Below are 23,864 nucleotides of genomic sequence, written 5' to 3' on the forward strand. Positions count from 1 at the left end.
TCGCTGCGCATGCTAGCGCCGGCCGCGTGACGGCCGAGTCTCCGTCAAGGACTTGGTATGAGCACGGCAAAGGCTTCGCTCCACCGCGTCCGCACGTCTGGACCGACCGACCGGCCGGCTGGTGTGGTGTCGGCGCTCCACCAACGCACGGATCCACCCCGCACGGATCCACCGCGCCCGGACGCACCACGCCCGGGCGCACCCCCACGGATTGAACCTCCCACACCCTCACACTCGGGAGCAGACGCATGCGCAAGCCGTTCAAGGCCGCCGCCCACACCCTCACCGCGCTGGCCCTGGCCGCTTTCGGCACCACCACGCTGGCCACCGGAGCCTCGGCGCAACCCGCCCCGGCGCCCGCCCACTCCGGGCTCAAGCCGCTCCACCCCGGCTCCGCCCAGCGGCCCGCCGCGACCACGAGCAACACCCTCTCGGTCCGTTCCAGCGCCTCCCAGGGCGTGGTCTCCCCGACCCCGAAGGTCTACCTGGTCTTCTGGGGCTCCCAGTGGTCCTCCGACCCGGCCGGAGTCGCCCCCGACATGCAGAAGATGTTCAACGGCCTCTACGGCAGCCAGGACACCTGGGGCACCATCCTCGACCAGTACTGCGAGGGCGTCGCCAAGGGCACCACCAACTGCGGCACCTCGGGCGTCCACGTCCAGCACCCGACCTCCTCCCCGCTGGCCGGCGTCTGGTTCGACAACGCCACCGCCGCTCCCGGGAGCGCGACCAGCGCCCAGATCGCCGCCGAGGCCGGCAAGGCCGCCGCCCACTTCGGCAACACCACCCAGGCGCCCAACCTCAACGCCCAGTACGTCGTGGTCTCCGCGACCGGCACCCACCCGGACGGCTTCCCCAACAGCGGCTTCTGCGCCTGGCACGACAAGACCAGCAGCGCCTACGGCACACTCGCGTACACCAACCTGCCGTACATCCCCGACACCGGCGCCGGCGCCTGCACCACCTTCACGGACGGGCGGCTGCTCTCCGGCATCGAGTCCACCGAGACCCACGAGTACGCCGAGACCGTCACCGACTTCTGGCCCAGCATCGGCTGGAACGGCGGCGGCGGAGAGATCGGCGACGAGTGCCAGAACCTCGACGCCTACGTCACCCTCAGCACCGGCACCTTCGACCTCCAGGGCCTGTGGTCGAACAGCGCCAACAAGTGCGTGACCCACGGCTGACGGGTCGGACCGGAGCGCGGGCCCGCGGGGGCCCGCGCTTCCCGGCCGGGGCACCGGAAGGAGGAGGGCCGGGCGGCCCGAGCTCCCGGGGCGACCGGCGCGGAGGACTGACGGAGTGAAGGGCCCGGCCCCCGCCCCGCGACGATGCGGTTCACGGCTCACGGTTTCCGGTCACGGCTCCCGGTCCAGGGCCTGCGGGCGGCGTGCCCGCCGCTCGGGCCGCCGGTGGCCCACCACGGCCCACACCGTCTTGCCGCCGTCGGGCAGCGGGTGCGCCCCGTAGCGGTCGGCGAGGGCGGAGACCAGCCGCAGCCCGCGGCCTCCCGGCTCGCCGGGCTCCGGCAGGCGACGGACCGGGAGCCGGGGATCGCCGTCGCGGACGTCCACCCGGACCCGTCCGTCCTGGGCGCGGAGGACGAGCAGGGGCCGCTCCCCGGTGTGCCGGAGCGCGTTGGTGACGAGTTCGGAGACGATCAGCAGGACGTCGTCCAGGAACTCCGGGTCGCCGGCGTGACCGGTGACCTCCAGGGCACGGCGGGTGACGACTCGCGCGGTGGCGATCTGCCCGGGTCCTCGTCCCAGCCGCACGGCGAATCCCACCGCCGCATCCGCGGGCGCGGCCATCAGGGCCAGCGGAGGAGGTCTGGACATCTCGGCCTCCAGAACCGGAGCGGGTCGTTCACGCCTCGGGTACCCGGCCGCGATTCGCCCATTCGCCCGATCCGGACCCCGTTCGGTTCCCGGACGGCGGGGCGGAGCGTCGTACCCGGCGCGGCCGCCCGGGGATGCGGCGTCCCGTCCACCGTGCGTACCTGGTCTCGGAACGGGTTGGAGCGACTGCGGAGGACGCGATGGGCTTGCCGCTTTCCGTCGGCCATGTGCTCGTGCGGCTGGAGGACGGCGAGCCCGGGGCGGCGGATGCCGTCCTGGACCTGCTGGAGGCCCTCTTCCCGACGCACACCGGCCGCGGGCTGACCCGGATCGGGAACGTGTGGGAGGACCCGCCCACGCTGACCTCCGAGAGCACCTGGACGGTGGCCGAGCCCCGGCTCGGCGGTGCCTCGCCCGGCCCCGGTCCGGGCCCCGCGGTGAGCGCCTCGCAGGCGTTCGACGTCCACCACGGCACCCCGCCCGGGCGAGGGGCCGGGCCGGCGGGCGGGGTCACCGCGGAGTTGCTCGGCGCCCCGGAGGACGTCGAGGTGATGCTGCGCACCCTCACCGGCTGCTGCTCGGCGCAGGAGGAGGGGCGCCGGCAGGAGGGGCCGCAGCTGGTGGTGCGACTGCGGCTCGGGCCCGCCGGACGCCCACCCGGGTAGCCACGCGGGCGGCAGGGGCTCGGGTGCTCGACGGCCGGGCCCGCGCGGGCGGCGTCGGGCCGGGCCCACCGAGCGGCCGCGGGCCGTCACCCGGTCACCCCCGGAGGGCGGCGAGTCGGCGGCGGGCGGGGTGCAGCGAGCGGCCCCGGCTCGGGGCGTCCCGCCACGGATCGGCCTCGAGCAGTCGGTCGACGGTGGCGAGCGTCCAGCGCTGCGGGGTGAGGTCCGGGTCCGCCACGTCGTCCCAGCTGACCGGGGCGGCCACCGGGGCGCCCGGCAGGGCCCGTACGGCGTAGGGGGCGACCGCGGTCTGGGCGTAGGCGTTGCGCTGGAGGTCCAGGTAGAGCCGGCCGGCCCGGGCGCGTTTCCTCGCCTCGGTGGTGAGCCGGTCGGGGTGGCGGGCGACCAGGAGGCCGGCCACCTCGCGGGCGAAGGAGCGGACCTCGTCGAAGTCGGCGCGGCGGTCCAGCGGAACCAGCACGTGCAGGCCGCGTGATCCGGTGGTCATGACGGCGGACGGCAGCCCCAGTTCGTCCAGGAGTTCGCGCAGCAGCAGTGCCGCCTCCCGGACCGGGGTGAACTCCTCGCCGGCCGGGTCGAGGTCGAAGACCAGCCGGTCCGGGTGGTCCGGCCGGTCGGCGCGGGAGAGGAACCGGTGCGGGGTGATGCAGGCCTGGTCGGCGAGGTAGAGCAGGGTGGCGGTGTCGTCGCAGACCGGGTACGTCACCGTGCCGTCCGCCTTGGGCAGTTCGGCCCGGTGCACCCAGGCGGGGAAGTAGCCGGGGACGTCCTTCTGCATGAAGGCCGGGGCGTCGATGCCGTCGGGGTGGCGCTCCAGCATCAGCGGCCGGCCGCGCAGCTGCGGCAGCATCCGACGGGCCACCGCCCGGTAGTGGTCGGCCAGTTGGGCCTTGGTGATGCCGTCCGCGGGGAACAGCACCTTGTCCGCGCGGTGGAGTTCGACGGTCCGACCGCCGGCGCGCAGCTGCCTGGTGGTCATCGCGGACTCCTCGTCTCCGGGCCGGCGGTCCGCCGGCGAGGGGGCTCAGGCGGCATCGCGGGTCTGCCGGAGGGTGTGCCCGGTCCTCACCGAGCGCGCCCGGGCCGGATCGGTCGTGCCGTCGGCGGCGGCGCCGGATCCGGCGTGCTTGACCAGCAGCCAGGCCTCCCGCTCCCCGGCGCCGTGCCGGATCCGGGTCAGTGAGTAGCCGCCGTGCAGTTTGTGTCCGTACAGGTGGAACGAGGCATGGCCGCGCTCCAGGGCGTCGGCGAGCGGGAGGTCGCGCCCGGCGCGGTCGGTGGACAGGTTGCGGTACGTGCCCTCGTCCCAGACGATCACCGTGCCGGCGCCGTAGCCGCCGTCGGCGATGACGCCCTCGAAGTCGCGGTACTCCAGCGGGTGGTCCTCGGTGGGCATGGCGAGCCGCTTGTCGTGCGGGTTGCGGGACGGGCCCTTGGGGACGGCCCAGGACTTGAGTACGCCGTCGACCTCCAGCCGGAAGTCGAAGTGCATCGCCGTCGCGTCGTGGAGTTGCACGACGAAGGACGGACGGCCCTCGGAGGGCGTTGTCCGGCCGCCCTCGGGCTCGGCGGTCCGGGCGAAGTCCCGGCGCCGGTGGTACTCGGCGAGGGTGTCCTTCATGTCTCCTCCGACTCCTCGGGGTCGCTCGGGCGACGGACCCGCTCTCCCCGTCGTCGCCTGCCCCCGGTCCCCCGGCCGAAACGGGCGCCGCGGCGCCACGGCTCGCGCGGGCCCCGGGGGCCTACGGCAGCCCGAGTTCGCACCAGACGGTCTTGCCCCTCCCCCACGGACGCCAGCCCCAGCACAGGGCGAGCCGGTCGAGCAGGTAGAGGCCCAGGCCACCGCGTTCGTCCGGGCCGTGCGGGGGCCGGGGCAGCGGGGGCCGCGGGCTGGAATCGCTGACCTCGATCCGCATCCGGCCGGGGCCGCGGACGAGGAGCAGCGCGCCGGGCTCTCCGGCGTGGCGCAGGGCGTTGCCGACGAGTTCGGAGACCAGGAGGACGGCGTCGGCGATCACCAGCGGGTCCGGTACCCCGGCCAGGAAGTCGGCGGTGACCGAGCGCGCCTCGGCGACGATCCCGGGCGCCGCCCGGAGCGGCAGCCGCCGGGCACGGGCTCGGGCCGGTCGTGCGCAGCGGAGCGGTGTCCCCGTCACGCCCGTCCACCTCCCTCGGTCCTCCGCTGCCGGTGGCCGCGGGCGGCCACCGCCCTGCTGGTTCCGCGCCGCCCTCGGCGCTCCGGCGCCGCCCCGCCGGGGCGCGCCTACCCGGGCGGCCGGTCCCGACACGGTGGACGGCCGGAGGGCCTCGACGGCGGACAGGCGGATCGCGTGGCCGGCGCCGGCCCGGCCGGGAGGTGGCGGTCGGTCAGCGGGCCACCGACGGCGGTCAGTCGGGTGGGGCGTCCCGGATCCGGAAGGCCTCGGTGGCACCGGTGAGTTCGAGCATCCGCAGGACCAGCGGCCGCGGCCGGGCCAGGTCGATCCGGCTGCCGTCGGCCACCGCACGGGCCTGGGCGCGCAGGAGGGCGTTGAGGCCGGTGGAGTCGCAGAAGTCCAGGCCCGCGCAGTCGACCACCACCACGGTGCCGGGCGTCTCCAGCGCGGGGTCGAGGGCTGCCCGCAGGTCCGCGACCGAGTCGAGGTCGAGTTCGCCGCGGAGGGCGAGGACGGTCCCGCCGGCCCACGGTGTCGCGTCCACGGTGAACGGGCGCGGCGGCTCCTCGGGGGCGGAGTCCTGCTCGGCGGACCACCGGCGGGGCGGTTGCGGGGCCACGACGCTCCTCCTGGCGGTACCTCGGTGGCGACGGCCCCCGAGGCGCGGCTGTCCGCTGGGCGGAATCCGAAACCCGGGCCGCGCGGAAAACCGGCACCCGGGCAGATGCTTGACAAGCTCAACCTTTCAGGCCTAGCGTGCCTCCCCGACAGTTATTTCATGACCTGAAGCATCGGCGCGCAGGACGCCCCGAAGCCCCGCGAGACCGGACCCCGGAGACCACGTTCATGACCCCGCTCGACCACGGCGCCGCCGTCGCCGCCGAGACCGCCCGCTTCGTCGCCGCCGTGCGGCAGGCCGACGCCGCCCTCCCGGTGCCCAGCTGCCCCGGCTGGACCCTCGGCGACCTCGTCCGCCACGCCGGAAGCGTGCAGCGCTGGTTCACCGTCCTGCTCCAGCAGCGGATCCAGGAACCGCCGCGCAGCCGGGACGTGGACCTGCGGCTGCCCGAGCGGCCCGAGGACTACCCGTCCTGGCTGGCCCAGGCCGCCGAGGAGGCGGCCGCGACCTTCGCCCGGACCGACCTCGACGCCCCGATGTGGGCCTGGGGCGCCGACCAGCACGCCCGGTTCTGGGTGCGCCGGATGCTGTTCGAGACGCTCGTGCACCGCGTCGACGCCGAGCTCGCGCTCGGTGCCGAACCCGCCGTCGAACCGGAGCTCGCGGCCGACGGCGTCGCCGAGTTCCTGACCAACCTGCCCTTCGCCGCCTTCTTCGCGCCCGCCACCGCCGAACTGCGCGGCGACGACCGCGCCATCCGGTTCAGCTCCGTCGACGGCGGTGGCGAGTGGCTGGTGCGCCTGCGCGCCGACGGCTTCGGCCTCGACCCGGACGGCGTCGGCGCGACCGCCGACGCCACCGTCCGGGCCACCGCCGCCGACCTGCTGCTCCTGCTGTACGGGCGGCTCGACCGCACCTCGGAGCGCGTCGAGCGGTCCGGCGACGAGGATCTGCTGGCCCACTGGTTCGCCCACTCGTCCTTCTGACGGCGGTGACGCGGCCGACCCGACAACGGCGGTGGCGGCGGCCGACGGCCTGGGCCCGGGGCCGTTCGCCCGAGCGGCCCCGCGCCGCCGGACGGCCCCGGGCCCGGTCGTCACCCCCGGATCAGCGACATCAGCTGGTCGTGGGTCACACCGTCGGCCGCCGCCACGAGCCCGCCGCCCGGCCCGCCGACCGGGCCGCCGTCGATTCCGGTGACCACGCAGCCGGCCGCCCGGCACAGGGCGATGCCGGCGGCGAAGTGCACGCTCCCGGAGAGGTCCCCGCCGTCGGTGACGTACGCGGCGCGCCTGCCCGCCGCGACCCAGGCCAGGGCGAGCGTCGTGGAGAGGACCCGCGGGCGGAACCGGGCCGCGAACCCCGGGTGCGCGAGCAGGTCCACCGCCCGGAAGGTCCCGGCGTGAGGGAAGGGCGGATCCAGGTTGACGTCGACGAGCCCACTGGCGGCCGTGGGCTCCAGCCGGGCGTCCGCGCCGTCGCTCCGGATCCAGGCGGTGGCACCGTCGGTGAAGAACACCTCGTTGCCGAACGGATCGGCCACCGCCGCCGCACCGCCGCGCAGCGCCACGTTGACGGCCACGGCCATGGTGCCGACGGCGTAGTTGAGCGTGCCGCACAGCGGATCCACCAACCACCGGCGCTCGGCCCGCGCCGATCCCTGCTGCCCGCCCTCCTCCCCCAGCACGGAGTCACCAGGCCGCGCGGCCCGGATGACGTCCAGGATCGCCTGCTCGGCCTCGACGTCGGCCGTGGTCGCGAAGTCCCCGGCCCCCTTGTCGATCCGGGCGAGCCGGCGGCCGTACAGCTCCCGCACCACGGTCGCGCCGGCCCGGACCGCGGCCACCGCGACCTCGGAATCGTCATGCCCCTCATACGAGTTGATCATGACTCGCAGGATAGCGAGGCCGGGCCCGCCGCTGGACACGGGGGCGGCCGCGCAGCAAGGGGACGGACCCGGCGGGGTGGGAGCGCTCCTCCCGCACGCCGGGCCGCGCCGCCGCTACGGTTCGACCCGGACCTTGTCCGCCTCCATGCCCTTCGGGCCCTCGACCGCCTCGAAGCTCACCTTCTGACCCTCCACCAGGGACTTGAACCCGCTCCCTTCGATCGCGCGGAAGTGCACGAACAGGTCGGGGCCGGAATCCGGGCTGATGAAGCCGTAGCCCTTCTCGTCGTTGAACCACTTGACCGTGCCCGTCTGACGCTCCGCCATCTCTTCTCCTCCACGATCGGGCTCCGGTCCGGAGATCCTCTCACGCAGGGCGTCCGATCCGGCACGCACCGTGGCGGCGCCCGGGTCCAGGCGGTCGGCGCGGCGCACGCCGGCTCAGGCGGTCGGCGCCAGGGTGCCGTCGAAGGTGGCCGCCGCGAGGCCGAAGGAGAGGGTCATGCCGATGCCGGAGGTGACGGAGAGGGCCCGCACCCCCGGCGCCAGGTCGCGCACCAGCAGCGGGCCGCGCGGGCTGCTGGCGTAGACGCCCTGCCAGCGTTCGAGGATCCGCAGGCGCTGGACGCCCAGCACGTCGGCGACGGCTCCGATCAACAGCTCGGCCGTGCGCTCGTCGACGAACGGCGGCGTGGTGGCGTCGTAGTGGTGCGAGTCGCCGACCAGCACGGTGCCGTCCGGAAGCCTGGTGAACATCACGTTGGCGCCGATCTCCAGCAGCTCCGCGCTGTGCCCCTGCACCTCCTCCCGCAGCCGGGCGGCCGACGGGCGGCCGGTGAAGGCGTCGTAGCGGAGCATCGAGGTGGCGGTCAGCACCGCGGCGTGGGTGCGGAAGGCGGCCGGGGCGGCAGCTCGCGCCATGGTGAGGCGGCAGCGCTGGATGCCGTGGTCCTCGGCGAGGTCGGGGAACAGGTAGTCCAGGTCGTGGCCGACGCAGATCAGGATCCGGTCGCCGTGGACCGGCCCGCGGGTGGTGTGGACCGTCCCGGGCTCCACCCCGGTGACGGCGGTGCCCCAGAGGATCCGGCCGTGCGGCTGCTCCGCCACCCACCGGGCCAGGCCGGGCGCCGCTTCGCGCGGGTTGACCCGCAGGTCGGCGGGCAGCAGCGCGCCGCCCACCGGGCCGCCGGACCCGCTGCTGCCGCCGTCGCCCCGCGCCCCGCCGTCCGTGCGCCCGAGCAGGGCGGCCGTCTCGGCGGCGGTCCGCAGGCGGACGGCGTCGCCGCCGCGCTCGGCGCGCAGTTCCTCCAGGACGGCCGCCTCGGTCGCCGACCGGGCGACCACCAGGGTGCCGGCCTCCTCGGCCCAGATGCCCGAGGCCTTGGCCGCGCGCAGCCAGCCGGGGCGGGAGCGCTGGGCGAGGGCGAGCAGCTCGCCGTCCTGGGCGCTGATGCAGCAGTGGCCGAAGTTGCGGACCGAGGCGCCGACCGGCTGCCGGTCGCGGTCGAGGACGGTGACGGACAGTCCGTTGCTCAGCGCCTCGAAGGCGTGGGCCAGGCCGATGATCCCGGCGCCGACGATCACCACGTCGCTGCGGCCGGGGGTGCCGGCGGCGCGGGTGCGGGTGGTGGCGCGGGCGGTGGTGGGTGTGCTGCTGCTCATGGCTCCAGGTTTCCGGCTGGTCGGCATCCATGTCAATAGCTGTATGTACAAGTTATGCTGCGTTCATCCCGGCGACCGCTCGGGTATCGATGCAGCTCACCGCCCGGATTCTCCTACCGGACCGCCTTGAGAAGTGCCGCCCAGGAGTGTCATAGTCGACTTGTGAAGACAAGTGACGAGCTTCCTCTCCACCAACGGCTCGGCGCCGAGTTCCAGCGCCGCATCGCGGCCGGCGAGTGGCCCGAGGGCGAGCCGGTGCCCAGCGAGTCGCAGCTCTGCGCCGAGTTCGGCACCTCCCGGGGCCCGGTCCGCCAGGCCCTGGCCATGCTGCGCCGCGAGGGCAGCCTGGTCGGCGGGCGCGGCAAGCCCCCGGTCGCCCGCCGCGCGGCACCCTCCCAGCCGTTCGGCACCTTCCTGTCCTTCACCCAGTGGGCCCGCACCATCGGCCGCGAGCCCGGACAGACCACCCTCGAGGTGGCCCGCCGCCGGGCGAGCCCGGAGGCGGCCGCCCGGCTCGGCCTCGCCGAGGGCGAACCGGTCGTCGAACTGGTCCGGCTGCGACTGCTGGACGGCGTACCGGCCATGCTGGAGCGCTCCACCTTCGTCCACGACGTCGGTCGCATCCTGTTCGACTTCGATCCGGATCACGGGTCCGTCTACGAGGAACTGCTGCGCCGCGACGTCGACCTCCACCACGCCCGGCACACCATCGACGCGGTCGCCGCCGAGCCGGGCGACGCCGAACTGCTGCGGGTCGCCGTCGGCGCGCCCCTGCTGCGGGTGCGGCGGCTCACCGCGTCGAGCCGGGGCGTGCCGCTGGAGGACGCGGACGACCGGTACCTGCCCGCCATGGCCACCTTCACCATCGAGAACGCCATCAACGGCCCGACCGTCATCGGCCGTTACCACACCGAAGAGGACTGACACCGTGATCGAGCTCGTGGCCCTGGACATGGCCGGCACCACCATCGACGAGGGCGGGGCCGTCTACCGGGCCCTGCGCACCGCCGTCGAGCGCACCGGGGTGCCGGTCGCGGACGCCGACCTCCAGACCTGGATGGGCACCGACAAGCGCGAAGCCATCGCCGCCCTGGTCCGCCTCGGCGGCGGCACCCCGACCCCGGAACTCGTCGAGGAGGGCTACGCGGCCTTCCGGGAGTTCCTCCGCGAGGCCTACCGGACCACTCCCCCGCAGGCCATCGCCGGCGTCGAGGAGACGCTGGCCGAGCTGCGCCGACGCGGCATCAAGGTCGCCCTGACCACGGGATTCAGCGACGACGTCGCGTACCCGCTGCTGGAGTCGCTCGGCTGGTCCGCCGGTGAGGGCGGCAACCTCGACGCGGTGGTCACCTCGGACGAGGTGCCGCGCGGGCGCCCGGCGCCCCACATGATCCACCGGGCGATGGAGAGGACCGGGGTCATCGACACCCGGCGGGTCCTGGCCGCCGGCGACACCGTGGTCGACGTCGAGGCGGGCACCAACGCCGGTGCCGGGGTGGTGGTCGGCGTGCTGACCGGGGAGCTGACCCGCGCCGACTTCGACGGTCACCCGTACACCCACGTCCTGGACAGCGTCGCCGACATCCCCTCGCTGCCCGAGGTCCGGCCGGCCGGCTGACCCCGGGCCGGGGCGCCGGAGGAGGTCCGAGCGGCGCCCCGGCCGCCGCCCGGCGCCGGCCCGCACGGCGGGGCAGGTCCGGCCTCTTCGGACGCCGGTCGTGCCCGCGCCACGGAAGGTCGGAACACCCCTGATATCGCTGGCGATCGCCGTCCCGCGTGCCGCAGACTCGGGGCGAGCACTTTTCGGACCGGAGGACGATTTCCATGGTTGACCAGCCCTTGACGCTGATGGCAGTCCACGCCCACCCCGACGACGAGGCCACCGGCACGGGGGGTGTGCTGGCCCGCTACGCGGCCGAGGGCATCCGTACGGTCCTCGTCACGTGTACCGACGGCGCCTGCGGCGACGGGCCGGGCGGGGTCAAGCCGGGCGAGCCCGGCCACGACCCGGCGGCCGTCGCCGCGCTGCGCCGGGCGGAGCTCCGCGCCAGCTGCGACGTCCTCAAGGTCGGCCACCTGGAGATGTTGGACTACGCCGACTCCGGGATGATGGGCTGGGCGACCAACGACGCACCCGGCTCCTTCTGGCGGACGCCCGTCGAGGAGGGTGCCGCCCGCCTCGCCGAACTGATCCGGCACTACCGGCCCGACGTGGTCGTGACCTACGACGAGAACGGCTTCTACGGCCACCCCGACCACATCCAGGCCCACCGCATCACCATGGCGGCGCTGGCGATGACCGGGACGACGCCGAAGGTCTACTGGACGACCGCGCCGCGTTCGGCGATGCAGCGGTTCGGGGAGGTCATGCGCGAGTTCGGCGCGGACTGGGAGGCGCCGGAGGACGGGGACGCGTCGCAGTCCGACGCGATGCCCGAGATCGGCCTCCCCGACGAGGAGGTCACCACCTGGGTGGACACCACCGCGTTCGGCGGCCAGAAGTACGACGCGCTGGCCGCGCACGCCAGCCAGGGCGAGAACATCTTCTTCCTGCGGATGGGCAAGGAGCGGTTCACCGAGCTGATGGGCGTGGAGACCTTCGTGCGCGTCCAGGACACCACCGGCGCGCCCGTCCCGGAGAACGACCTCTTCGCCGGCCTGCGCTGAGCCCCTCGTGATCCCCGCGGTTCCGCCCGCCCGCTCGACCCGGGCGGGAGGAACCGCGGGGACGCGTCCCGCGTCGGAACGGGTGTACGCCCACCGGCCGCCGGGGCCGGGCGGGCCGGGGGAACGGGGGCCTTCGACGTGCTGATCGCGCTGGTACTCCTCGCCGCGGGCGCCGGCCTGGTCGTGATGGGCGTCCACAAGCTGACCACGGCGGTGCCCACGTGCGACGGCCGGCCCATGTCGCCCGAGGACGTCTGCCACCCGCGCGTCACCGGCTCCTTCGGTGACGGCATGCCCGAGCCCCACTCCTCCACCTACCAGGAGCAGTTGGACAACCTCACCAGCGGCGGCTGGACCGCCCTCGGCATCGGCGTGGTCCTGCTGGCGCTCGGGGTCCTGGTCGCCGTCGCCTGGGCGGCCTCCCGGGACTGAACCGGCGGGCGCGCCGCGAACGGGATCGGCCGGTGTACGACCGGCCCGGGAGGCCCTTGCGGCGGCGCCGCGCGTGGTCGGAGGCGTCCCCGGAGCCTTCTACGATGACCGCCATGAACACAGCTGGGGCGGAACGACGCCTCGTCGACGGACGCTTCGAGCTGCTCCAGCAGCTCGGTGGCGGCGGCATGGGCCTGGTCTGGCGGGCCCGGGACAACGCACTGCACCGCGAGGTGGTGCTCAAGGAGGTCCGACCGGCGGATCCGGCGATGGCCGCGGCCGACCCGGACGGCGAACGGGAGTTGCGCGAACGGGTGCTGCGCGAGGCCCGGGCGCTGGCCCGCCTCCAGCACCCCAACGTCGTGGTCATCCACCACATCGTGGACAGCCCCGAGCACCCCCACCCCTGGCTGGTGATGGAGCTGGTCAGCGGCGGCAGCCTGGCCGACCGGTTGGCGTACGGACCGCTCGGCGTGCCGGAGGCGGCCCGGCTCGGGCGCGGTGTGCTGTCCGCACTGCGCGCCGCCCACGCCGCCGGCATCCAGCACCGGGACGTCAAGCCCGGGAACGTGCTGCTGCGTCCCGACGGCACCCCGGTGCTCGCCGACTTCGGCATCGCGGCCGTCCAGGACGCGACCGCCCTGACCGCGACGGGCGCGCTGATCGGCTCGCCCGGGTACATCGCCCCGGAGCGGATCCGCGGTCAGGAGGGCGGCCCCTCCTCCGACCTGTGGTCGCTCGGCATGATGCTCTACGTCGCCGTCGAGGGCAGCCACCCGCTGCGCCGGGCGAGCACCCTGGCCACCCTGGCCGCCGTGCTCGACGAGCCGCTGCCGCCCCCGGTCCGGGCCGGGCGCCTCGGGCCGCTGCTGGTCGCCCTGCTCGACAAGGACCCGGCACTGCGCCCGGACGCCGAGCAGCTCGACCGGGCGCTGGCGGAGGCCGAGTACGGGCCCCGCACACTGCCGCTGACGCCACCCGCCCCCGCGGCCCGGCCGGCGCCGCAGGACCGCATACCCACCGGCTTCCCGGTGTCCCCCACCGCGGTCCCGCCGTCCGCACCCGCCGTCCGCCGCAGCCGTGCCGCGATCGCCGCGGTGGCGGCCGGCGCCGTGGTGTTCGCCGGAGCCGGGGCGCTGTACCTGAGCCGCTCCGGCGGCGACCCGGGCACCGGAGGGGCCAAGGCCCCGAGCGCCGCGACCGGGGCCGCCGTCACCGGAGCCGCCGTCAGCGGGCCCGCGAACCCGTCCGGCGCGTCCTCGCCCTCCTCCGCCGGCCCGGCCGTCTCCGCACCGCCCCCGGCGGCCTCGACCGCCCCGGCGAACCTGCTGACCCCGGAGGGCGTGCGCCGCACCGTCGCGGCCCTGCAGCCCTACGCGCCCGGCAACAAGGTCTTCGAGCTGACCGTCTACCCGGAGTACGCCATCGCCGAGGTCCCGACCTCGGCCGGCCCCAAGCTCTACGACCGGATCACCATCCGCGCCGGGAAGGTCACCAAGGAGGCCGGCGGGGAGGTGATCGGCGACGGCAAGGCCGTCGACCTGGGGCAGTACGACTGGGACGCGCTGCCCGGCCTGCTCCAACGCGCCCAGGCCACCCTGAACGTCCCCCAGCCGACCACCCGCTACCTGCTCGTCGACGCCGACATGTTCGACGACTCCCCCGCGCTCAAGGTCTACCTGGCCGACGACTACGGCACCGGCTACCTCGAGACGGATCCGAAGGGCACCACCAAGCGCAGCTACCCGCGCGGCTCCTGACCGCCGCTCAGGACGGCCGGACGCCCGCCTGCCGGAGCGCGGAACGCGCGGCCAGGACGCCGCACAGCCCGTGCACCCCGGCGCCGGGCGGGGTGGCCGCGGAGCAGAGGAAGACGCCGGGGATCCCGGTGGCGTACGGGTCGAGGGCGGCGCGCGGGCGCAGCACGGTCTGCAGCGCCGTGTTGGCGCCCGTGGAGATGTCGCCGCCGACGTAGTTGGCGTTCTCCCGGGCCAGTCGGCCGGTCGACGTGACGGCCGTGGCGAGGACCCGCTCCCGGAAGCCGGGCGCGAACCGCTCGATCTGGGCGAGGACCGCCTCCGAGGCGTCCCCCCGGTAGCCGTGCGGCACGTGGGCGTAGGCGTACACGGGGTGCACGTCGCCGCGCGATCGGCCGGGGTCGGCGAGGTACTGCTGCGCCACCAGGACGAAGGGGCGCTCGGGCATCCGGCCCGAGGCCGTCTCCCGTTCGGCGTGGGCGATCTCCTCCAGGGTGCCGCCGAGGTGGAGGGTGCCGGCCCGGCGGCAGTCCCGGTGGCGCCACGGGACGCCGCCGTCCACGGCGAAATCCATCCGGAACGCCGCCGGGCCGTGCCGCCAGCGGCGGTAGGCGCGGTGGACCCGGGCGGGCAGCTCCGGCCCGCAGAGGTCCGCGGCCGCGCCGGGCGCGAGGTCCAGCAGGACGACGCGGAACGGCCGCAGCTCGGCCAGCGAGCGCACCGGCCGCCCGGTCTCGATGCGTCCGCCGAGTTCGGCCAGCCGTGCCGCCAGGGCGGCGGTGATCCGGCCGGAGCCGCCCCGGGCGACCGGCCAGCCGCGGTGGTGGGCGGCCGCGAGCAGCAGCAGGCCGACGGCCGAGGTCAGCGGTCGGTCCAGCGGCTGGAAGGCGTGGGCGGCCGCGCCGGCGAACAGCGCCCGGGCCCGGTCGGTGCGCCAGCCGCGGGCGAGCAGGGTGGCGGGCCGGACGGCCCTCAGTCCGAACCTCCCCAGCGTCACCGGGTGCCGGGGCAGCCGCAGCAGCGGGCGCAGGGCGTCCCCGGCCAGGGCGTCGAAGTCCGCGCCCAGCCGGCCGAACACCCGCTGCCAGGCTGCCGCGTCCGGCCCCAGCGCGCGGGCGGTCTCCGCCACCGACCGCACCGCCACCGCCGCGCCCCCGTCGTCGAGCGGGTGCGCCAGGTCCACCTCGGGCCAGGCCCACTCCAGCCCGTGCCGGGCGAGGTCGGCGGAGCACAGCAGGGCGGAGGCCATCGCGAAGGGGTGCACCGCCGAGCAGTGGTCGTGCAGCAGGCCCGGCAGGGTGGCCTCGCCGCTGCGGGCGCCGCCGCCGATCCGTTCGGCCGCCTCCAGCACCGTGACGGCCAGGCCCTGCTCGGCGAGGGTGACGGCGGCGGCCAGCCCGTTGGGGCCGGAACCGACGACGACGGCCTCGCTCACGCCTGCCTCCCGGGCGGTCGCCCGCTACGGCCGGTGCGGCCGCGGCGCTGGTCCCGGACTCGGACTCGGGGCCGGACCCGCGGCCGGGGCGCCGCCCCGGCGACCGGCACCGTCCGCCTCCTCAGGACTCCTCCAGCGGTGCGGCCTCGTCGGGCCGGAAGGAGCGGAACGGATCCTGCGCCGGGTCGTCGGCCTCGGCCCACCAGGGCTGCTCCGCGTCATCGGCGCCCGCGGCGGTGTCGCGCGGCCTGCGGATGGCGCCGTGCAGGCGTTCCAGCACCTCGGGCGGCACGGACGCCGCGAGGTCGGTCACGGCGCCGGCCCGCCCTCCGGAGCCGCGGGCCTTCCGCCGCGCCCGGTCCGTCGGGGCGGCCGTCCGCAGCCCGGGGACACCGTCGACGCCGGTGGCGTCGTACCGGGTGCCGAGGCTCTCCGAGGCGATCCGCGGGTGGTCCCCCAGGGCGATCGGCGAGGACAGCACGATCTGGTGGCCGCCGAACGGCCCGGCCAGCACCGGCCAGGTCCGGTCGTTGCGGCACCGCTCGACGGCCCTGCGGGCCCAGTCCGGCGGGTTGGTGACCGACAGGAACCGGCCGTGCTCCAGGCCGAGCAGCAGGTGGACGGAGACCAGCGAGCGCGGCAGCGCCTCCTCCCGGCCGGCCCGCCGGGCCGGCGTCCAGTCGGAGGTGTTCTCCACGACCACCGTCAGGCGCTGCGCCCGGTACGGACCGGGCAGCTCCTCGGCCCGCACCCGCACCAGGCCGTCGACCTGTTCGCACCGCCGCACCAGCCTTCCGACGGCCGCGCCCTGCCGGTGCACCAGCTCCGTCCTGCCGACGCCCGGCAGCCGGAAGGCCCGCTGCACCCCTTCGCCGCTCAGCTCGTCGATGTCCAGCAGGAGTTCGATCCGCTCCTCGACGCCCTCGTCCCGCTCGGGGAGGGCCCACTCGGCGACTTCCCGACCAGCGGGTTCCCGCCCGGTGGGGGGCCGCTCGGGGAGGTCCGAACGCTCCGCGAGGTCGAACCCGCCGACCTCGAACCCGCCGGTCTCGACGGCCCGCTCCACGGTGCGCCGCTGGACGCGCAGGAAGCGCAGCTCGACGGCCAGCCGGTCGTCCCGGCGCGCCTCCATCACGCACTCGGTGCGCTGGTGGGAGTGCTCGCCGCCCTGCGCGGTGTACTCGGGCGGGACCAGGACGCCGAACTGCCAGCGCAGCGCGTTCCCGGCTGTCGGCTCCCCGTACGGGTGGAGCGCGTAGTCCTCCAGCAGCACCGCGTCGGCGATCTGCCGGGCGGCGGCGAAGCCGCGCTCGATGCCCTCCGGGTAGCAGTTCGCAGGCTCGGCCCCGCCCGCCGCCGCGGTGGCCTGGATCTCACGCATCGTCGCCTCCCGGAAGGGCGGGGCCGGTCGGGAGCGGCGGGCCGGTCGGCGCCGCGGTGGCGATCTCCTCGCTGCTCGGTCGCCGCGCGGCGGGCGGTGGCACGGTGCCGCCGTCGGTCGGTGCAGCACCCATCAGGACGCCTCCTCGGGTTCTCGGGACGGGGTCGTGCGGAAGGGCTCGGATCAAGTCATAGCAACGGTCCGGGCGGGTCGCCCGGTCCGAACGGTCGGGGTGGGCGCCCGGGGGCGCCGGCGGGCGGGAGCCTAGGGGTCGGGTGCGCCGGCGGAGTCCGGGGTTCCGCGCTGCACCGTCCGGAGTAGCCCGGCGCCCGGCCGCCCGCCGCCGCGCCGGACCACGGCGGATCACGGCGGACGGCGCCGGATCAGCCGACCGTCAGGGTGCCGTGCATGAACGGGTGGATGGTGCAGATGTACGGGTGGGTGCCCGACTGGGGCACGGTGAAGGTCCCGGTGGCACCGGCCGCGATCGTCCCCGTGTCGAAGGACTTGTCGGAGGCGGTGAGGGTGTGCGGGACGGAGTCCTGGTTGACCACCGTGACGGTCTGACCGGGGCTCACCGTGAGGGCGGCCGGCTCGAACGCGAAGTTCCTGATCGTGACCTGGAGCGCGCCGCTGCTGCTGGGCACGGGCGACGAGGCGGTGGCGGCCGGGGAGGTGACCGCCGGGGAGCTCGCGGCCGGGGAGCGCGCGCCGGTCGTCGCGCCGCCGGAGGGCGTGCTGGAGCTGGAGCAGCCGGAGAGGACGACGGGGATCAGGAGCGCTGCGGCTGCCTGGAGTGGCCGGGGGGTGATCACGGACGGGCTCCGTTCGGAGAGGGGCTCGACGGGGGTGGCGGCGCGATGACGGGCCGCTTCCGTTCTCCTGCGGCGCGCGCCCGGCCGCAACCGGGCCGGGCCCCGGGACGGCCCGCCGGTTCACGCGCACGGGTGAACCCGGGTGAACCCGCGGCGCGGCCTTGACCCGGACCGGCGGTCGGGGGCGCTCCCGCCACTCGTTGCCCGTCCGCCCCTGCGCGGGGCGGCGCGGACGGTGGTGTGCGAAGGGGTTGTGGAGATGACGGCCCCACGGGGTGCACGGAAGCGCTTCGGGTAGGCGTCCCGCAGGTGTGCCGGCCCGTCCGGGGGCCGGTCCGTCGCGATCGAAGGAGGCCGAATCGATGCAGACGTCCACGGTCCGCCCGATGCCCGTCACGTTCCCCGAGAGTGCGCTGCCCGACGTACCGGTCGACGCCGAACTGCGCTTCGACACGAGCCTTCCGTACGCGGCCTGCCTGGCGTTCCCGCTCTCCCCGTGCCAGTGCACCGACGACGGCGCCCGGGTGTGCTGGTACTTCAGCCGGGAACTGCTGAACGAGGGCCGTCACCAAGCCGTCGGCAGCGGCGACGTGAAGGTCCGTCCGGGCCCGGACGGCGAGGTCCTGATCACCCTTCGGGGGCCGACCGGCAACGCGGCCGTGCTCAGCGCCCCGGAGGACGTGGTCACCGCGTTCCTCTCGGAGTGCTTCGCCCTGGTGCCCCCCGGGTCGGAGTCCGACCACCTCGACCTCGACGCCGCCGTCACCCGGCTCCTCGCCGCCGACTGATCCGCCCGCCCGGGGCGTTCCGTAGAATCCGCAGGTCGTACCCGCCCTACCCACTCGCCTGCTGGAGGCCCCGTTGGCGCCCAACCCCGGGCCCGGTGTGCTCACTCACCTGGAGACCCTGCTCCGCGAAACGCCCCCCGACCGGAGCGGGGCGCTGTGGCGACTCGCCGAGGAGGGGCGCCAGCTGGACGCGAACATCGTCCGGCTGGCACCGCACGCCGAGGTCGCCGAGCACGTGGAGCCGGACCTCGACGTCCTCGTCCAGGTGCTCGGCGGGAGCGGCCGTCTGGAGACGGACGGCGGCCGCCAGCCCCTCGCCCCGGGTGCCACGGCCTGGCTGCCGCACGGCGACCGGCGGGCCCTGGCCGCCGGGCCGGAGGGACTCCTGTACCTCACCGTCCACCGCCGCCGGCCCGGCCTCTCGATCCGCTCCGTTCCGCTCCCGTAGGCCGACGGCGCCTGCCGGGCGCGTTCCCCGGGTGCCCGGGTGCCGGGGATCCAGCTCAGCCGTCGTTCTCCGCGGAGGGCAGGTACGCCCCGGGCACGTCGTCCGGAGCGAGGACGGCCGACTCGCCCGGGTAGGGCGTGGTCCAGCCGTGCGTCTGGTACCAGGTCAGGTGGTTCATCTGCGCCGGGTTGGCGCGGTCCGGTGCGGCGTTCGGCCCGGTGAGGCGCTGCTCGGCCTTCCAGGCGTCCCACTGGTCCGCGACGGCCCGCTCCGCGGCCGGCGGTGCGGTCGTCACCGGGGCGGCGGCCGCAGCGCGGTCCTGCGCCGCGGGCACGTCGACGCCGCACGCGGGCGGCGTCTTCAGACCGTCGGTCAGCGGGGTCCGGTTGGGCACGGCGGTGAACGGCGTGAAGTCCGGCTTGTCGGTGAAGGCCGTGGCCATCGGGGAGGCCGCGCTGTCCTTCTGGTTCATCGGGTGGATCCCGAGGATCTGCTCGATGGTGCGGATCACGGTGATCTGGGAGTAGTAGCGGCTGTCCACGGCCCCGTGCCGGGCCCAGGGGCTGATGACCTGGATCGGGGCACGGTGGCCGTCCACGTGGTCCAGGCCGGCCTGGGAGTCGTCCTCGACCACGAAGACCGCGGAGTCCTTCCAGTACTCGCTGTGCGAGATCTCGTCGACGATCCGGCCGACCGCCAGGTCGTTGTCGGCGACCTGCGCGGCCGGGCTCGCCGGGCCGCCGGTGTGGTCGCTGGACAGCCACAGCAGATTGAGGTCGGCCGGGCCGTTCTGCTCGAAGTCCCGCTTCCAGATCTGGTACCGGTACTGGTCCGGCACGTCGAGGTCGAACTTGGGGAAGCCGGGCACCGACACGTCGTTCAGCGAGGGGATCGGCGACGAGGACTCCAGCGGGTAGGCGGTGTCCTGCCCCTTCGCCTCCATGTCCTTGGCGTCGCAGTACAGGTTCTGCCAGGTCGCGCCCGCGGGCTTGGTCAGGAACTGGTGGAACTCGCCGAAGTCCCGCACGTCTCGGCCGGCCGCCTGGGCGCCCGTCCACAGGAAGCCGGAGCGCTGGTGGCCCAGGCCGTCGTCCTCGGTGTCGTAGCTGCGCTCGTACTCGCCGGCCGAGGACTCGGTGTACTCCGGGTTGTCGGCCTGCATCAGCCAGTTGTGGCCCTCGGCGGAGTTGGTGCCGATGTCGTAGGTGTTGTCGTAGAGCCCGAACTGCTGGGCCAGTGCGTGCTGGTTGGGCGTCACGTTCGCGCCGAACTGGGCCAGCCGGGGATCGCCGTTGCCCTGCGCGAGGTCGCCGAAGAGCTGGTCGTACGTCCGGTTCTCCTTGACGATCAGGAAGACGTGCTTGATCGTCGACGGGTCGCCGATCCGCGCCGGCACCGGCACCGGCTCGGCCTTCCGACGGTCGGCGGTCCGCACCGAGCCGTCGGTCCAGCCGTTCTGGCGGAAGACCTTGGCGGTCTGGGAGCGGATCTCCCGGTCGCCGGGCAGGGTGAACCGGGTGATGCTGGCGGTGGTGTCGTGGGTGTTGTGCGCGCCGGTGCTGTTGGGCCGGCGGGCGTCGACGCCTCGGGTGTTGGAGACGACCACCGTGGATCCGACGGTGGTGATCTCGGCCGGGAAGTAGTCCGTGGGCAGCAGGCCGACGTAGCCGACCGGCTCCTGCGCACCCCCGTAGCGGTAGACGGCCACCGCGTCGGCCCGGCCGAGGGTCACCAGCAGGTGCCCGTCGTCGGTGAGCGTCACGGCGGTCGGCTCGTAGCCGACCGAGGCCTCGGGCCACGGCTTGGTGGAGATGCGCTGGACGACCTTGCCGCGAGCGGTGTCGACGACCGACACCTCGTCACTGCCGGTGTCGGTGACGAACAGCACGCCGTCCTTGGCGTACAGCGCCGTCGGGTGCAGGCCGACCTCGATGGTGCCGACGGCCGCGGAGGGGTCCGCGAGGTCGATCACGCTGACGGTGCCGGTGGTGGTGGCGCCGGTGTCCGGGTCGGCCACCACCTGGGTGCCGTAGGAGTTGAGGGTGTCGTCCTCGGGCGTGGCCGGACGGCCGCCCTCGTTGCTCACGTACAGCTTGTGGCCGACCCGCACGATGCCGCGCGGCGCGTTGCCCACCGTCCAGCTCCGGCCGATCGCGCCGGTCGCCGCGTCGATCGCCACCACCCGGTTCTGGCCGTTGACGGCCGCGTACACCGTCGAGCCGTCGGCGGAGAACACCGCGCCCGAGGCCAGCGCGTGCTTGGCGCCGTCGGCCGGGATCGCCACCGTCACCGGGGCGGACAGGGAACCGTCGGGGTTGACGGTGAACCTGGTGTAGCCGTTGAGCTGGCCCAGCCACAACTGGGAGCCGTCCGGAGAGTAGACCGGTGCCTCCTGGCCGACCGAGCCGTCGGCGAGGTGGAGGTCGTCCCCCTTGGCCCTGCCGATGCGCTGCTGCACCCGGCCGGTCTTCAGGTCCACCACGACCAGCGAGGCGTCGCCGTCGGCGACCGAGGCGGCCAGGTGACCGCCGTCCGGGCTGACCCGGGAGGCCATGACCTTGCCGTTGTCGATCTCCAGCCGGTCGCCGTACGGCGCGAGGTACTGGTCGCTGGAGATGACCTGCCCGTCGGCGGTGACCTGGCCGACCCGGTCGGTGCCGAACTGGTGGGTGGACGCGAAGGCGGTGCCGGTGGCCACGGACACCGCCGTGATGCACGCCGTGGCGAGGGTGGCGCGGCGGCCGGCTCGCCGGCCGGAGAGGACGGGGTGTTCCTTCGGGGGGCGTCGACGACGCGTCACCTGCATGAGGTCAGTCCTTCGGTGAGTGGGTTGCGGTCGCTGCGACCGTCGCGGCCTTCGGGTGCGTAGCGGTCGTTGCGGGCGTCGCGGCCGTCGGGTGCGCCGCGGTGGTCGGATCCGGCGCGGCGGAGAGCAGCCCGAGCCTGCCGTCGAACTGCCACAGCGGGTTCGGCGCGTCCCCGTCCGGGGTGTGCACCAGGAAGTAGCCGTTGACCTCCTTGGGCCCGTCCCCGTCCGCCGTCAGCCGGCCGTCCGGGGCGACGTCCACCTGGTAGACCGCCGTCCCCGGTGCGGCCGTGCCGGGCAGGTGCCAGGTGACGACGCAGCGCCAGTCGTTGCCGGGCCCCTCCGGATCGACCTGGCCGTCGCCCCGGTCGCAGGCCGCCGTGACGCTCAGCTGCTCCTCGGAGACGGCGGGGCGGTGCAGCTGCTCGGTCTGCAGGCGGTACAGGTGCGCGAACACGGTCGCGACCGACCGCTGCACCTTCGCCTGGGTGATCCCGGAGCCCGTCGAGGGTGCGGCCACCGCGACCGCGCCGAAGGTCAGCGCGAGCAGCCCGGCGAGCGGCAGCACCCCGGTCGCGAGCGCGCGGCGCCCGGTGCCGTCCTCGCTGCCGTGGGTGAAGTCGCGCCGCAGGAACAGCCGGTAGGCCGCGACGGTCGCCACCACGGCCCACCCCAGGCTCACCGCGACCGCGATCAGCGGCTCGTCCAGCCGCGTCGGATCGGCGAACAGCCCGTCCCAGGCGACGAAGGCGTAGCCGGGCAGCGCGAGGCGCAGCGCCACCGGCAGCGGCAGCAGTTGCGCGAGCTGCATCGCGACCGCTGCCAGCGCGGGGACCAGCAGCCCCATCGGCGAGCGCCCGAGGACGACGGAGCCGAGCAGGCCGATGGCCGCCAGTGCCAGCGTGGGTGCGAGGGCGATCCCCCAGGCCAGCAGGACGTTCGCGGCCGCGTCCGACGGCGCCAGGAGGTGCCCGTCGATGCCGACCAGCGGCCGGTTCCCGACCGCCGCCAGCCCGCCGGCCGTGCTCGCGACCACGAGCCCCGCCACCAGCAGCACGATCACGGTCGCGCTCGCCAGCGCCTTCGCCGCGAAGATCCGCCGCGGGGAGCGGATCGCCACCAGCAGGTGTCGCCAGGTGCCGAGCCGGTCCTCGGCGGCGAACACGTCACCGGCGACCACCGAGGTGAGCAGCGGCAGGGCCCACGAGCCCGAGAATCCGAGCACCACGAGCGGTCCGGCCCAGCCGGTGGCGTGCATCCAGCGGCCGAACAGCGTGTCGGAGGGCAGCGTGCCCTGCTGGGCCACCGCGGCCGTGAACAGCCCGGGTACGGTCCAGCAGGCGAGCATCAGCAGCCGGATGCGCCACTGGGAGACGAGCTTCACCAGCTCGAAGCGGTAGACCCGGCCGACCGGCACCCGGCCGGCGCCCGGTACCCGGTCGGCGGCCGAGGCGTTGGTCGTGGTCGTGGTCGTGGTCATGCCCGCCCCTCCTGCCGCTGTTCGGTCAGGGCGAGGAAGGCGGCCTCCAACGGCGGTACCACCGGCGCGACCTCGCGCACGCCGATGCCCGCGAGCACCAGCTCGGTCACCAACTCCTCGAGGGCCGGCCCCGATGCCCGTACGACCAGCGCCCCGTCGGCGCGGCGCGGCCCGGGCTCTGCGAGGGCCCGTACGCCCGCCGCCCCGGCGGCCACCCGCCGGGCAGCCTGCGGATCGGAGGTGACCAACCGGTGCTCCAGTTCGCGGCTCTCGGCCGCCAGTTTCTCCAGCGGGCCGGAGAAGCGCACCCGCCCGGTCGCGAGGATGGTGACCTCGTCGCACAGCGCCTGGAGGTCGTCCATCCGGTGGCTGGACAGCACCACCGTCACCCCGTCGTCCGCGAGCCGCCGCAGGGCCCGGTGGACGTGCCGCTTGCCCGCCGGGTCCAGGCCGTTGGACGGTTCGTCGAGCACCAGCAGCCGGGGACCGGTGAGCAGCGCCGCGGCCAGTCCGAGCCGCTGCCGCATGCCCAGGGAGAAGCCCCGCACCCGGTCGTCGGCGACGTCCGTGAGACCGACCTCGGCGAGGACGTCGTCGATCCGCCGGCCGCGCGCGACCGGTCCGTGCAGCGCCGCCAGCGCGGCCAGGTTCCTCCGTGCGGTCAGCGCGGGGTACAGTCCGGGGCCGTCCACGAAGCCGGCCACGCCGTGCGGCGCCGCCAGGGCCGGCCCGACCGGTCTGCCCAGGACCCGCAACTCGCCGCGATCGGCGACGGCCAGCCCGAGCAGCAGCCCGAGCAGGGTCGTCTTCCCGGCCCCGTTCGGCCCGGCCAGCCCGTGGATCCGGCCGGGCGCCAGGTCCAGCCCGACGTCGTCGAGCGCCACGACGTCACCGAAGCACTTCGTCAATCCGCGAGCCCGTACGGCGAGTTGTGTGTCGTCCATAGCCCCTTCTCGCAGTCCACCAGGGAAGGTAGGACGTTGACGGGGCGCTGACAGGAGCGGGT

Annotated in this window: 25 protein-coding genes; 10 read left to right on the forward strand and 15 right to left on the reverse strand. The window is 75.2% G+C overall.

Features of this window, described 5'->3' with window-relative positions; all coding sequences use genetic code 11:
- The first annotated feature begins 248 nt into the window (after positions 1–248).
- Positions 249–1,187 carry a hypothetical protein gene (locus ACGF07_RS07360; protein ID WP_350735625.1) on the forward strand — a complete coding sequence of 313 codons (939 nt, stop codon included), beginning with the start codon at positions 249–251 and terminating at the stop codon, positions 1,185–1,187.
- A 171-nt stretch (positions 1,188–1,358) separates the two neighbouring features.
- On the opposite strand, the gene ACGF07_RS07365 is transcribed toward ACGF07_RS07360, so the two are convergent.
- Positions 1,359–1,838, reverse strand: a complete 480-nt coding sequence (locus ACGF07_RS07365) for an ATP-binding protein (RefSeq protein WP_350735628.1) — start codon at positions 1,836–1,838, stop codon at positions 1,359–1,361.
- Between the two features lie 200 nt (positions 1,839–2,038).
- Between ACGF07_RS07365 and ACGF07_RS07370 the strand changes: the two genes are divergently transcribed.
- Positions 2,039–2,503: a hypothetical protein gene (locus tag ACGF07_RS07370; protein ID WP_392896220.1), complete on the forward strand. Its 465-nt coding sequence runs from the start codon at positions 2,039–2,041 to the stop codon at positions 2,501–2,503.
- A gap of 94 nt (positions 2,504–2,597) precedes the next feature.
- On the opposite strand, the gene ligD is transcribed toward ACGF07_RS07370, so the two are convergent.
- From ligD to ACGF07_RS07390, 4 genes are all read right to left on the reverse strand, one after another.
- Entirely contained in the window at positions 2,598–3,503 is a 906-nt protein-coding gene (gene ligD, locus ACGF07_RS07375) for a non-homologous end-joining DNA ligase (protein ID WP_392896223.1), read from the reverse strand.
- 45 nt (positions 3,504–3,548) lie between these two features.
- Positions 3,549–4,145 carry a DNA polymerase ligase N-terminal domain-containing protein gene (locus ACGF07_RS07380; protein ID WP_392896225.1) on the reverse strand — a complete coding sequence of 199 codons (597 nt, stop codon included), beginning with the start codon at positions 4,143–4,145 and terminating at the stop codon, positions 3,549–3,551.
- Between the two features lie 121 nt (positions 4,146–4,266).
- Positions 4,267–4,680, reverse strand: coding sequence for an ATP-binding protein (locus tag ACGF07_RS07385; protein WP_392896227.1), 414 nt, complete (start codon positions 4,678–4,680; stop codon positions 4,267–4,269).
- A gap of 232 nt (positions 4,681–4,912) precedes the next feature.
- On the reverse strand, positions 4,913–5,299 hold the full coding sequence (locus ACGF07_RS07390; RefSeq protein WP_392896228.1) for an STAS domain-containing protein: 387 nt from the start codon (positions 5,297–5,299) through the stop codon (positions 4,913–4,915).
- 227 nt (positions 5,300–5,526) lie between these two features.
- Here ACGF07_RS07390 and ACGF07_RS07395 point away from each other — a divergent pair, with 227 nt between their 5' ends.
- Positions 5,527–6,285, forward strand: a complete 759-nt coding sequence (locus ACGF07_RS07395) for a maleylpyruvate isomerase family mycothiol-dependent enzyme (protein ID WP_392896229.1) — start codon at positions 5,527–5,529, stop codon at positions 6,283–6,285.
- Between the two features lie 110 nt (positions 6,286–6,395).
- On the opposite strand, the gene ACGF07_RS07400 is transcribed toward ACGF07_RS07395, so the two are convergent.
- The 3 genes from ACGF07_RS07400 to ACGF07_RS07410 form a co-directional block, all read right to left on the reverse strand.
- Complete coding sequence (locus ACGF07_RS07400; RefSeq protein WP_392896231.1) at positions 6,396–7,187, reverse strand: inositol monophosphatase family protein; 792 nt, start codon at positions 7,185–7,187, stop codon at positions 6,396–6,398.
- A gap of 114 nt (positions 7,188–7,301) precedes the next feature.
- Positions 7,302–7,514 (reverse strand): cold-shock protein, encoded by a 213-nt coding sequence (locus ACGF07_RS07405; protein WP_392896233.1) that lies wholly within the window; start codon positions 7,512–7,514, stop codon positions 7,302–7,304.
- Between the two features lie 114 nt (positions 7,515–7,628).
- Positions 7,629–8,849 carry a TIGR03364 family FAD-dependent oxidoreductase gene (locus ACGF07_RS07410; protein WP_392896235.1) on the reverse strand — a complete coding sequence of 407 codons (1,221 nt, stop codon included), beginning with the start codon at positions 8,847–8,849 and terminating at the stop codon, positions 7,629–7,631.
- Positions 8,850–9,011: 162 nt separating this feature from the next.
- Between ACGF07_RS07410 and ACGF07_RS07415 the strand changes: the two genes are divergently transcribed.
- The 5 genes from ACGF07_RS07415 to ACGF07_RS07435 all read left to right on the forward strand — a co-directional run bounded on the left by ACGF07_RS07415 (position 9,012) and on the right by ACGF07_RS07435 (position 13,708).
- Positions 9,012–9,773 carry a GntR family transcriptional regulator gene (locus tag ACGF07_RS07415; protein WP_392896237.1) on the forward strand — a complete coding sequence of 254 codons (762 nt, stop codon included), beginning with the start codon at positions 9,012–9,014 and terminating at the stop codon, positions 9,771–9,773.
- Positions 9,774–9,777: 4 nt separating this feature from the next.
- Positions 9,778–10,467 carry a phosphonatase-like hydrolase gene (locus ACGF07_RS07420; protein ID WP_392896239.1) on the forward strand — a complete coding sequence of 230 codons (690 nt, stop codon included), beginning with the start codon at positions 9,778–9,780 and terminating at the stop codon, positions 10,465–10,467.
- Between the two features lie 206 nt (positions 10,468–10,673).
- Entirely contained in the window at positions 10,674–11,516 is an 843-nt protein-coding gene (locus tag ACGF07_RS07425) for a PIG-L family deacetylase (protein ID WP_392896241.1), read from the forward strand.
- 138 nt (positions 11,517–11,654) lie between these two features.
- Positions 11,655–11,948 carry a hypothetical protein gene (locus ACGF07_RS07430; RefSeq protein WP_392896243.1) on the forward strand — a complete coding sequence of 98 codons (294 nt, stop codon included), beginning with the start codon at positions 11,655–11,657 and terminating at the stop codon, positions 11,946–11,948.
- A gap of 113 nt (positions 11,949–12,061) precedes the next feature.
- Positions 12,062–13,708, forward strand: coding sequence for a serine/threonine-protein kinase (locus ACGF07_RS07435; RefSeq protein ID WP_392896245.1), 1,647 nt, complete (start codon positions 12,062–12,064; stop codon positions 13,706–13,708).
- A 7-nt stretch (positions 13,709–13,715) separates the two neighbouring features.
- On the opposite strand, the gene ACGF07_RS07440 is transcribed toward ACGF07_RS07435, so the two are convergent.
- The 4 genes from ACGF07_RS07440 to ACGF07_RS07455 all read right to left on the reverse strand — a co-directional run bounded on the left by ACGF07_RS07440 (position 13,716) and on the right by ACGF07_RS07455 (position 17,336).
- Positions 13,716–15,140: a phytoene desaturase family protein gene (locus ACGF07_RS07440; RefSeq protein WP_392896248.1), complete on the reverse strand. Its 1,425-nt coding sequence runs from the start codon at positions 15,138–15,140 to the stop codon at positions 13,716–13,718.
- A gap of 121 nt (positions 15,141–15,261) precedes the next feature.
- The gene (locus ACGF07_RS07445) at positions 15,262–16,521 is read right to left on the reverse strand and encodes a hypothetical protein (protein WP_392896249.1); all 1,260 of its coding nucleotides are present in this window, start codon (positions 16,519–16,521) and stop codon (positions 15,262–15,264) included.
- Positions 16,514–16,654, reverse strand: a complete 141-nt coding sequence (locus ACGF07_RS07450) for a hypothetical protein (RefSeq protein ID WP_392896251.1) — start codon at positions 16,652–16,654, stop codon at positions 16,514–16,516. Before ACGF07_RS07450 ends, ACGF07_RS07445 begins: the two co-directional genes overlap by 8 nt.
- A 250-nt stretch (positions 16,655–16,904) precedes the next feature.
- A complete protein-coding gene (locus ACGF07_RS07455) occupies positions 16,905–17,336 on the reverse strand; it encodes a cupredoxin family copper-binding protein (protein WP_350735676.1) in 432 nt (143 codons plus the stop codon).
- 362 nt (positions 17,337–17,698) lie between these two features.
- Between ACGF07_RS07455 and ACGF07_RS07460 the strand changes: the two genes are divergently transcribed.
- The gene (locus tag ACGF07_RS07460; protein WP_392896254.1) at positions 17,699–18,124 is read left to right on the forward strand and encodes an SsgA family sporulation/cell division regulator; all 426 of its coding nucleotides are present in this window, start codon (positions 17,699–17,701) and stop codon (positions 18,122–18,124) included.
- A gap of 73 nt (positions 18,125–18,197) precedes the next feature.
- Positions 18,198–18,572, forward strand: a complete 375-nt coding sequence (locus ACGF07_RS07465; RefSeq protein ID WP_392896257.1) for a cupin domain-containing protein — start codon at positions 18,198–18,200, stop codon at positions 18,570–18,572.
- A 55-nt stretch (positions 18,573–18,627) separates the two neighbouring features.
- Here the strand turns inward: ACGF07_RS07465 and ACGF07_RS07470 are convergent, their stop codons facing one another.
- Genes ACGF07_RS07470 through ACGF07_RS07480 form a run of 3 tightly spaced genes read right to left on the reverse strand, consistent with a single transcriptional unit; the run spans position 18,628 to position 23,802 of the window.
- Entirely contained in the window at positions 18,628–21,378 is a 2,751-nt protein-coding gene (locus ACGF07_RS07470; RefSeq protein WP_392896259.1) for an alkaline phosphatase family protein, read from the reverse strand.
- Between the two features lie 4 nt (positions 21,379–21,382).
- Positions 21,383–22,858, reverse strand: coding sequence for an ABC transporter permease (locus ACGF07_RS07475; RefSeq protein ID WP_392896262.1), 1,476 nt, complete (start codon positions 22,856–22,858; stop codon positions 21,383–21,385).
- A complete protein-coding gene (locus ACGF07_RS07480; RefSeq protein WP_392896264.1) occupies positions 22,855–23,802 on the reverse strand; it encodes an ABC transporter ATP-binding protein in 948 nt (315 codons plus the stop codon). Before ACGF07_RS07480 ends, ACGF07_RS07475 begins: the two co-directional genes overlap by 4 nt.
- Positions 23,803–23,864: the final 62 nt, after the last annotated feature.

The organism is Kitasatospora sp. NPDC048194 (assembly GCF_043202455.1).
Lineage (GTDB): Bacteria > Actinomycetota > Actinomycetes > Streptomycetales > Streptomycetaceae > Kitasatospora.

What these genes read in the sequence shown, in the direction of transcription:
- ACGF07_RS07370 (WP_392896220.1), top strand. Translation starts at nt 2,039, where the DNA reads ATGGGCTTGCCGCTTTCCGTCGGCCATGTGCTCGTGCGGCTGGAGGAC.
- ACGF07_RS07405 (WP_392896233.1), bottom strand. Translation starts at nt 7,514, where the DNA reads ATGGCGGAGCGTCAGACGGGCACGGTCAAGTGGTTCAACGACGAGAAG.
- ACGF07_RS07435 (WP_392896245.1), top strand. Translation starts at nt 12,062, where the DNA reads ATGAACACAGCTGGGGCGGAACGACGCCTCGTCGACGGACGCTTCGAG.
- ACGF07_RS07475 (WP_392896262.1), bottom strand. Translation starts at nt 22,858, where the DNA reads ATGACCACGACCACGACCACGACCAACGCCTCGGCCGCCGACCGGGTA.
- ACGF07_RS07360 (WP_350735625.1), top strand. Translation starts at nt 249, where the DNA reads ATGCGCAAGCCGTTCAAGGCCGCCGCCCACACCCTCACCGCGCTGGCC.
- ACGF07_RS07400 (WP_392896231.1), bottom strand. Translation starts at nt 7,187, where the DNA reads ATGATCAACTCGTATGAGGGGCATGACGATTCCGAGGTCGCGGTGGCC.
- ACGF07_RS07425 (WP_392896241.1), top strand. Translation starts at nt 10,674, where the DNA reads ATGGTTGACCAGCCCTTGACGCTGATGGCAGTCCACGCCCACCCCGAC.
- ACGF07_RS07450 (WP_392896251.1), bottom strand. Translation starts at nt 16,654, where the DNA reads ATGGGTGCTGCACCGACCGACGGCGGCACCGTGCCACCGCCCGCCGCG.
- ACGF07_RS07380 (WP_392896225.1), bottom strand. Translation starts at nt 4,145, where the DNA reads ATGAAGGACACCCTCGCCGAGTACCACCGGCGCCGGGACTTCGCCCGG.
- ACGF07_RS07410 (WP_392896235.1), bottom strand. Translation starts at nt 8,849, where the DNA reads ATGAGCAGCAGCACACCCACCACCGCCCGCGCCACCACCCGCACCCGC.
- ligD (WP_392896223.1), bottom strand. Translation starts at nt 3,503, where the DNA reads ATGACCACCAGGCAGCTGCGCGCCGGCGGTCGGACCGTCGAACTCCAC.
- ACGF07_RS07445 (WP_392896249.1), bottom strand. Translation starts at nt 16,521, where the DNA reads ATGCGTGAGATCCAGGCCACCGCGGCGGCGGGCGGGGCCGAGCCTGCG.
- ACGF07_RS07395 (WP_392896229.1), top strand. Translation starts at nt 5,527, where the DNA reads ATGACCCCGCTCGACCACGGCGCCGCCGTCGCCGCCGAGACCGCCCGC.
- ACGF07_RS07460 (WP_392896254.1), top strand. Translation starts at nt 17,699, where the DNA reads ATGCAGACGTCCACGGTCCGCCCGATGCCCGTCACGTTCCCCGAGAGT.
- ACGF07_RS07480 (WP_392896264.1), bottom strand. Translation starts at nt 23,802, where the DNA reads ATGGACGACACACAACTCGCCGTACGGGCTCGCGGATTGACGAAGTGC.
- ACGF07_RS07470 (WP_392896259.1), bottom strand. Translation starts at nt 21,378, where the DNA reads ATGCAGGTGACGCGTCGTCGACGCCCCCCGAAGGAACACCCCGTCCTC.
- ACGF07_RS07365 (WP_350735628.1), bottom strand. Translation starts at nt 1,838, where the DNA reads ATGTCCAGACCTCCTCCGCTGGCCCTGATGGCCGCGCCCGCGGATGCG.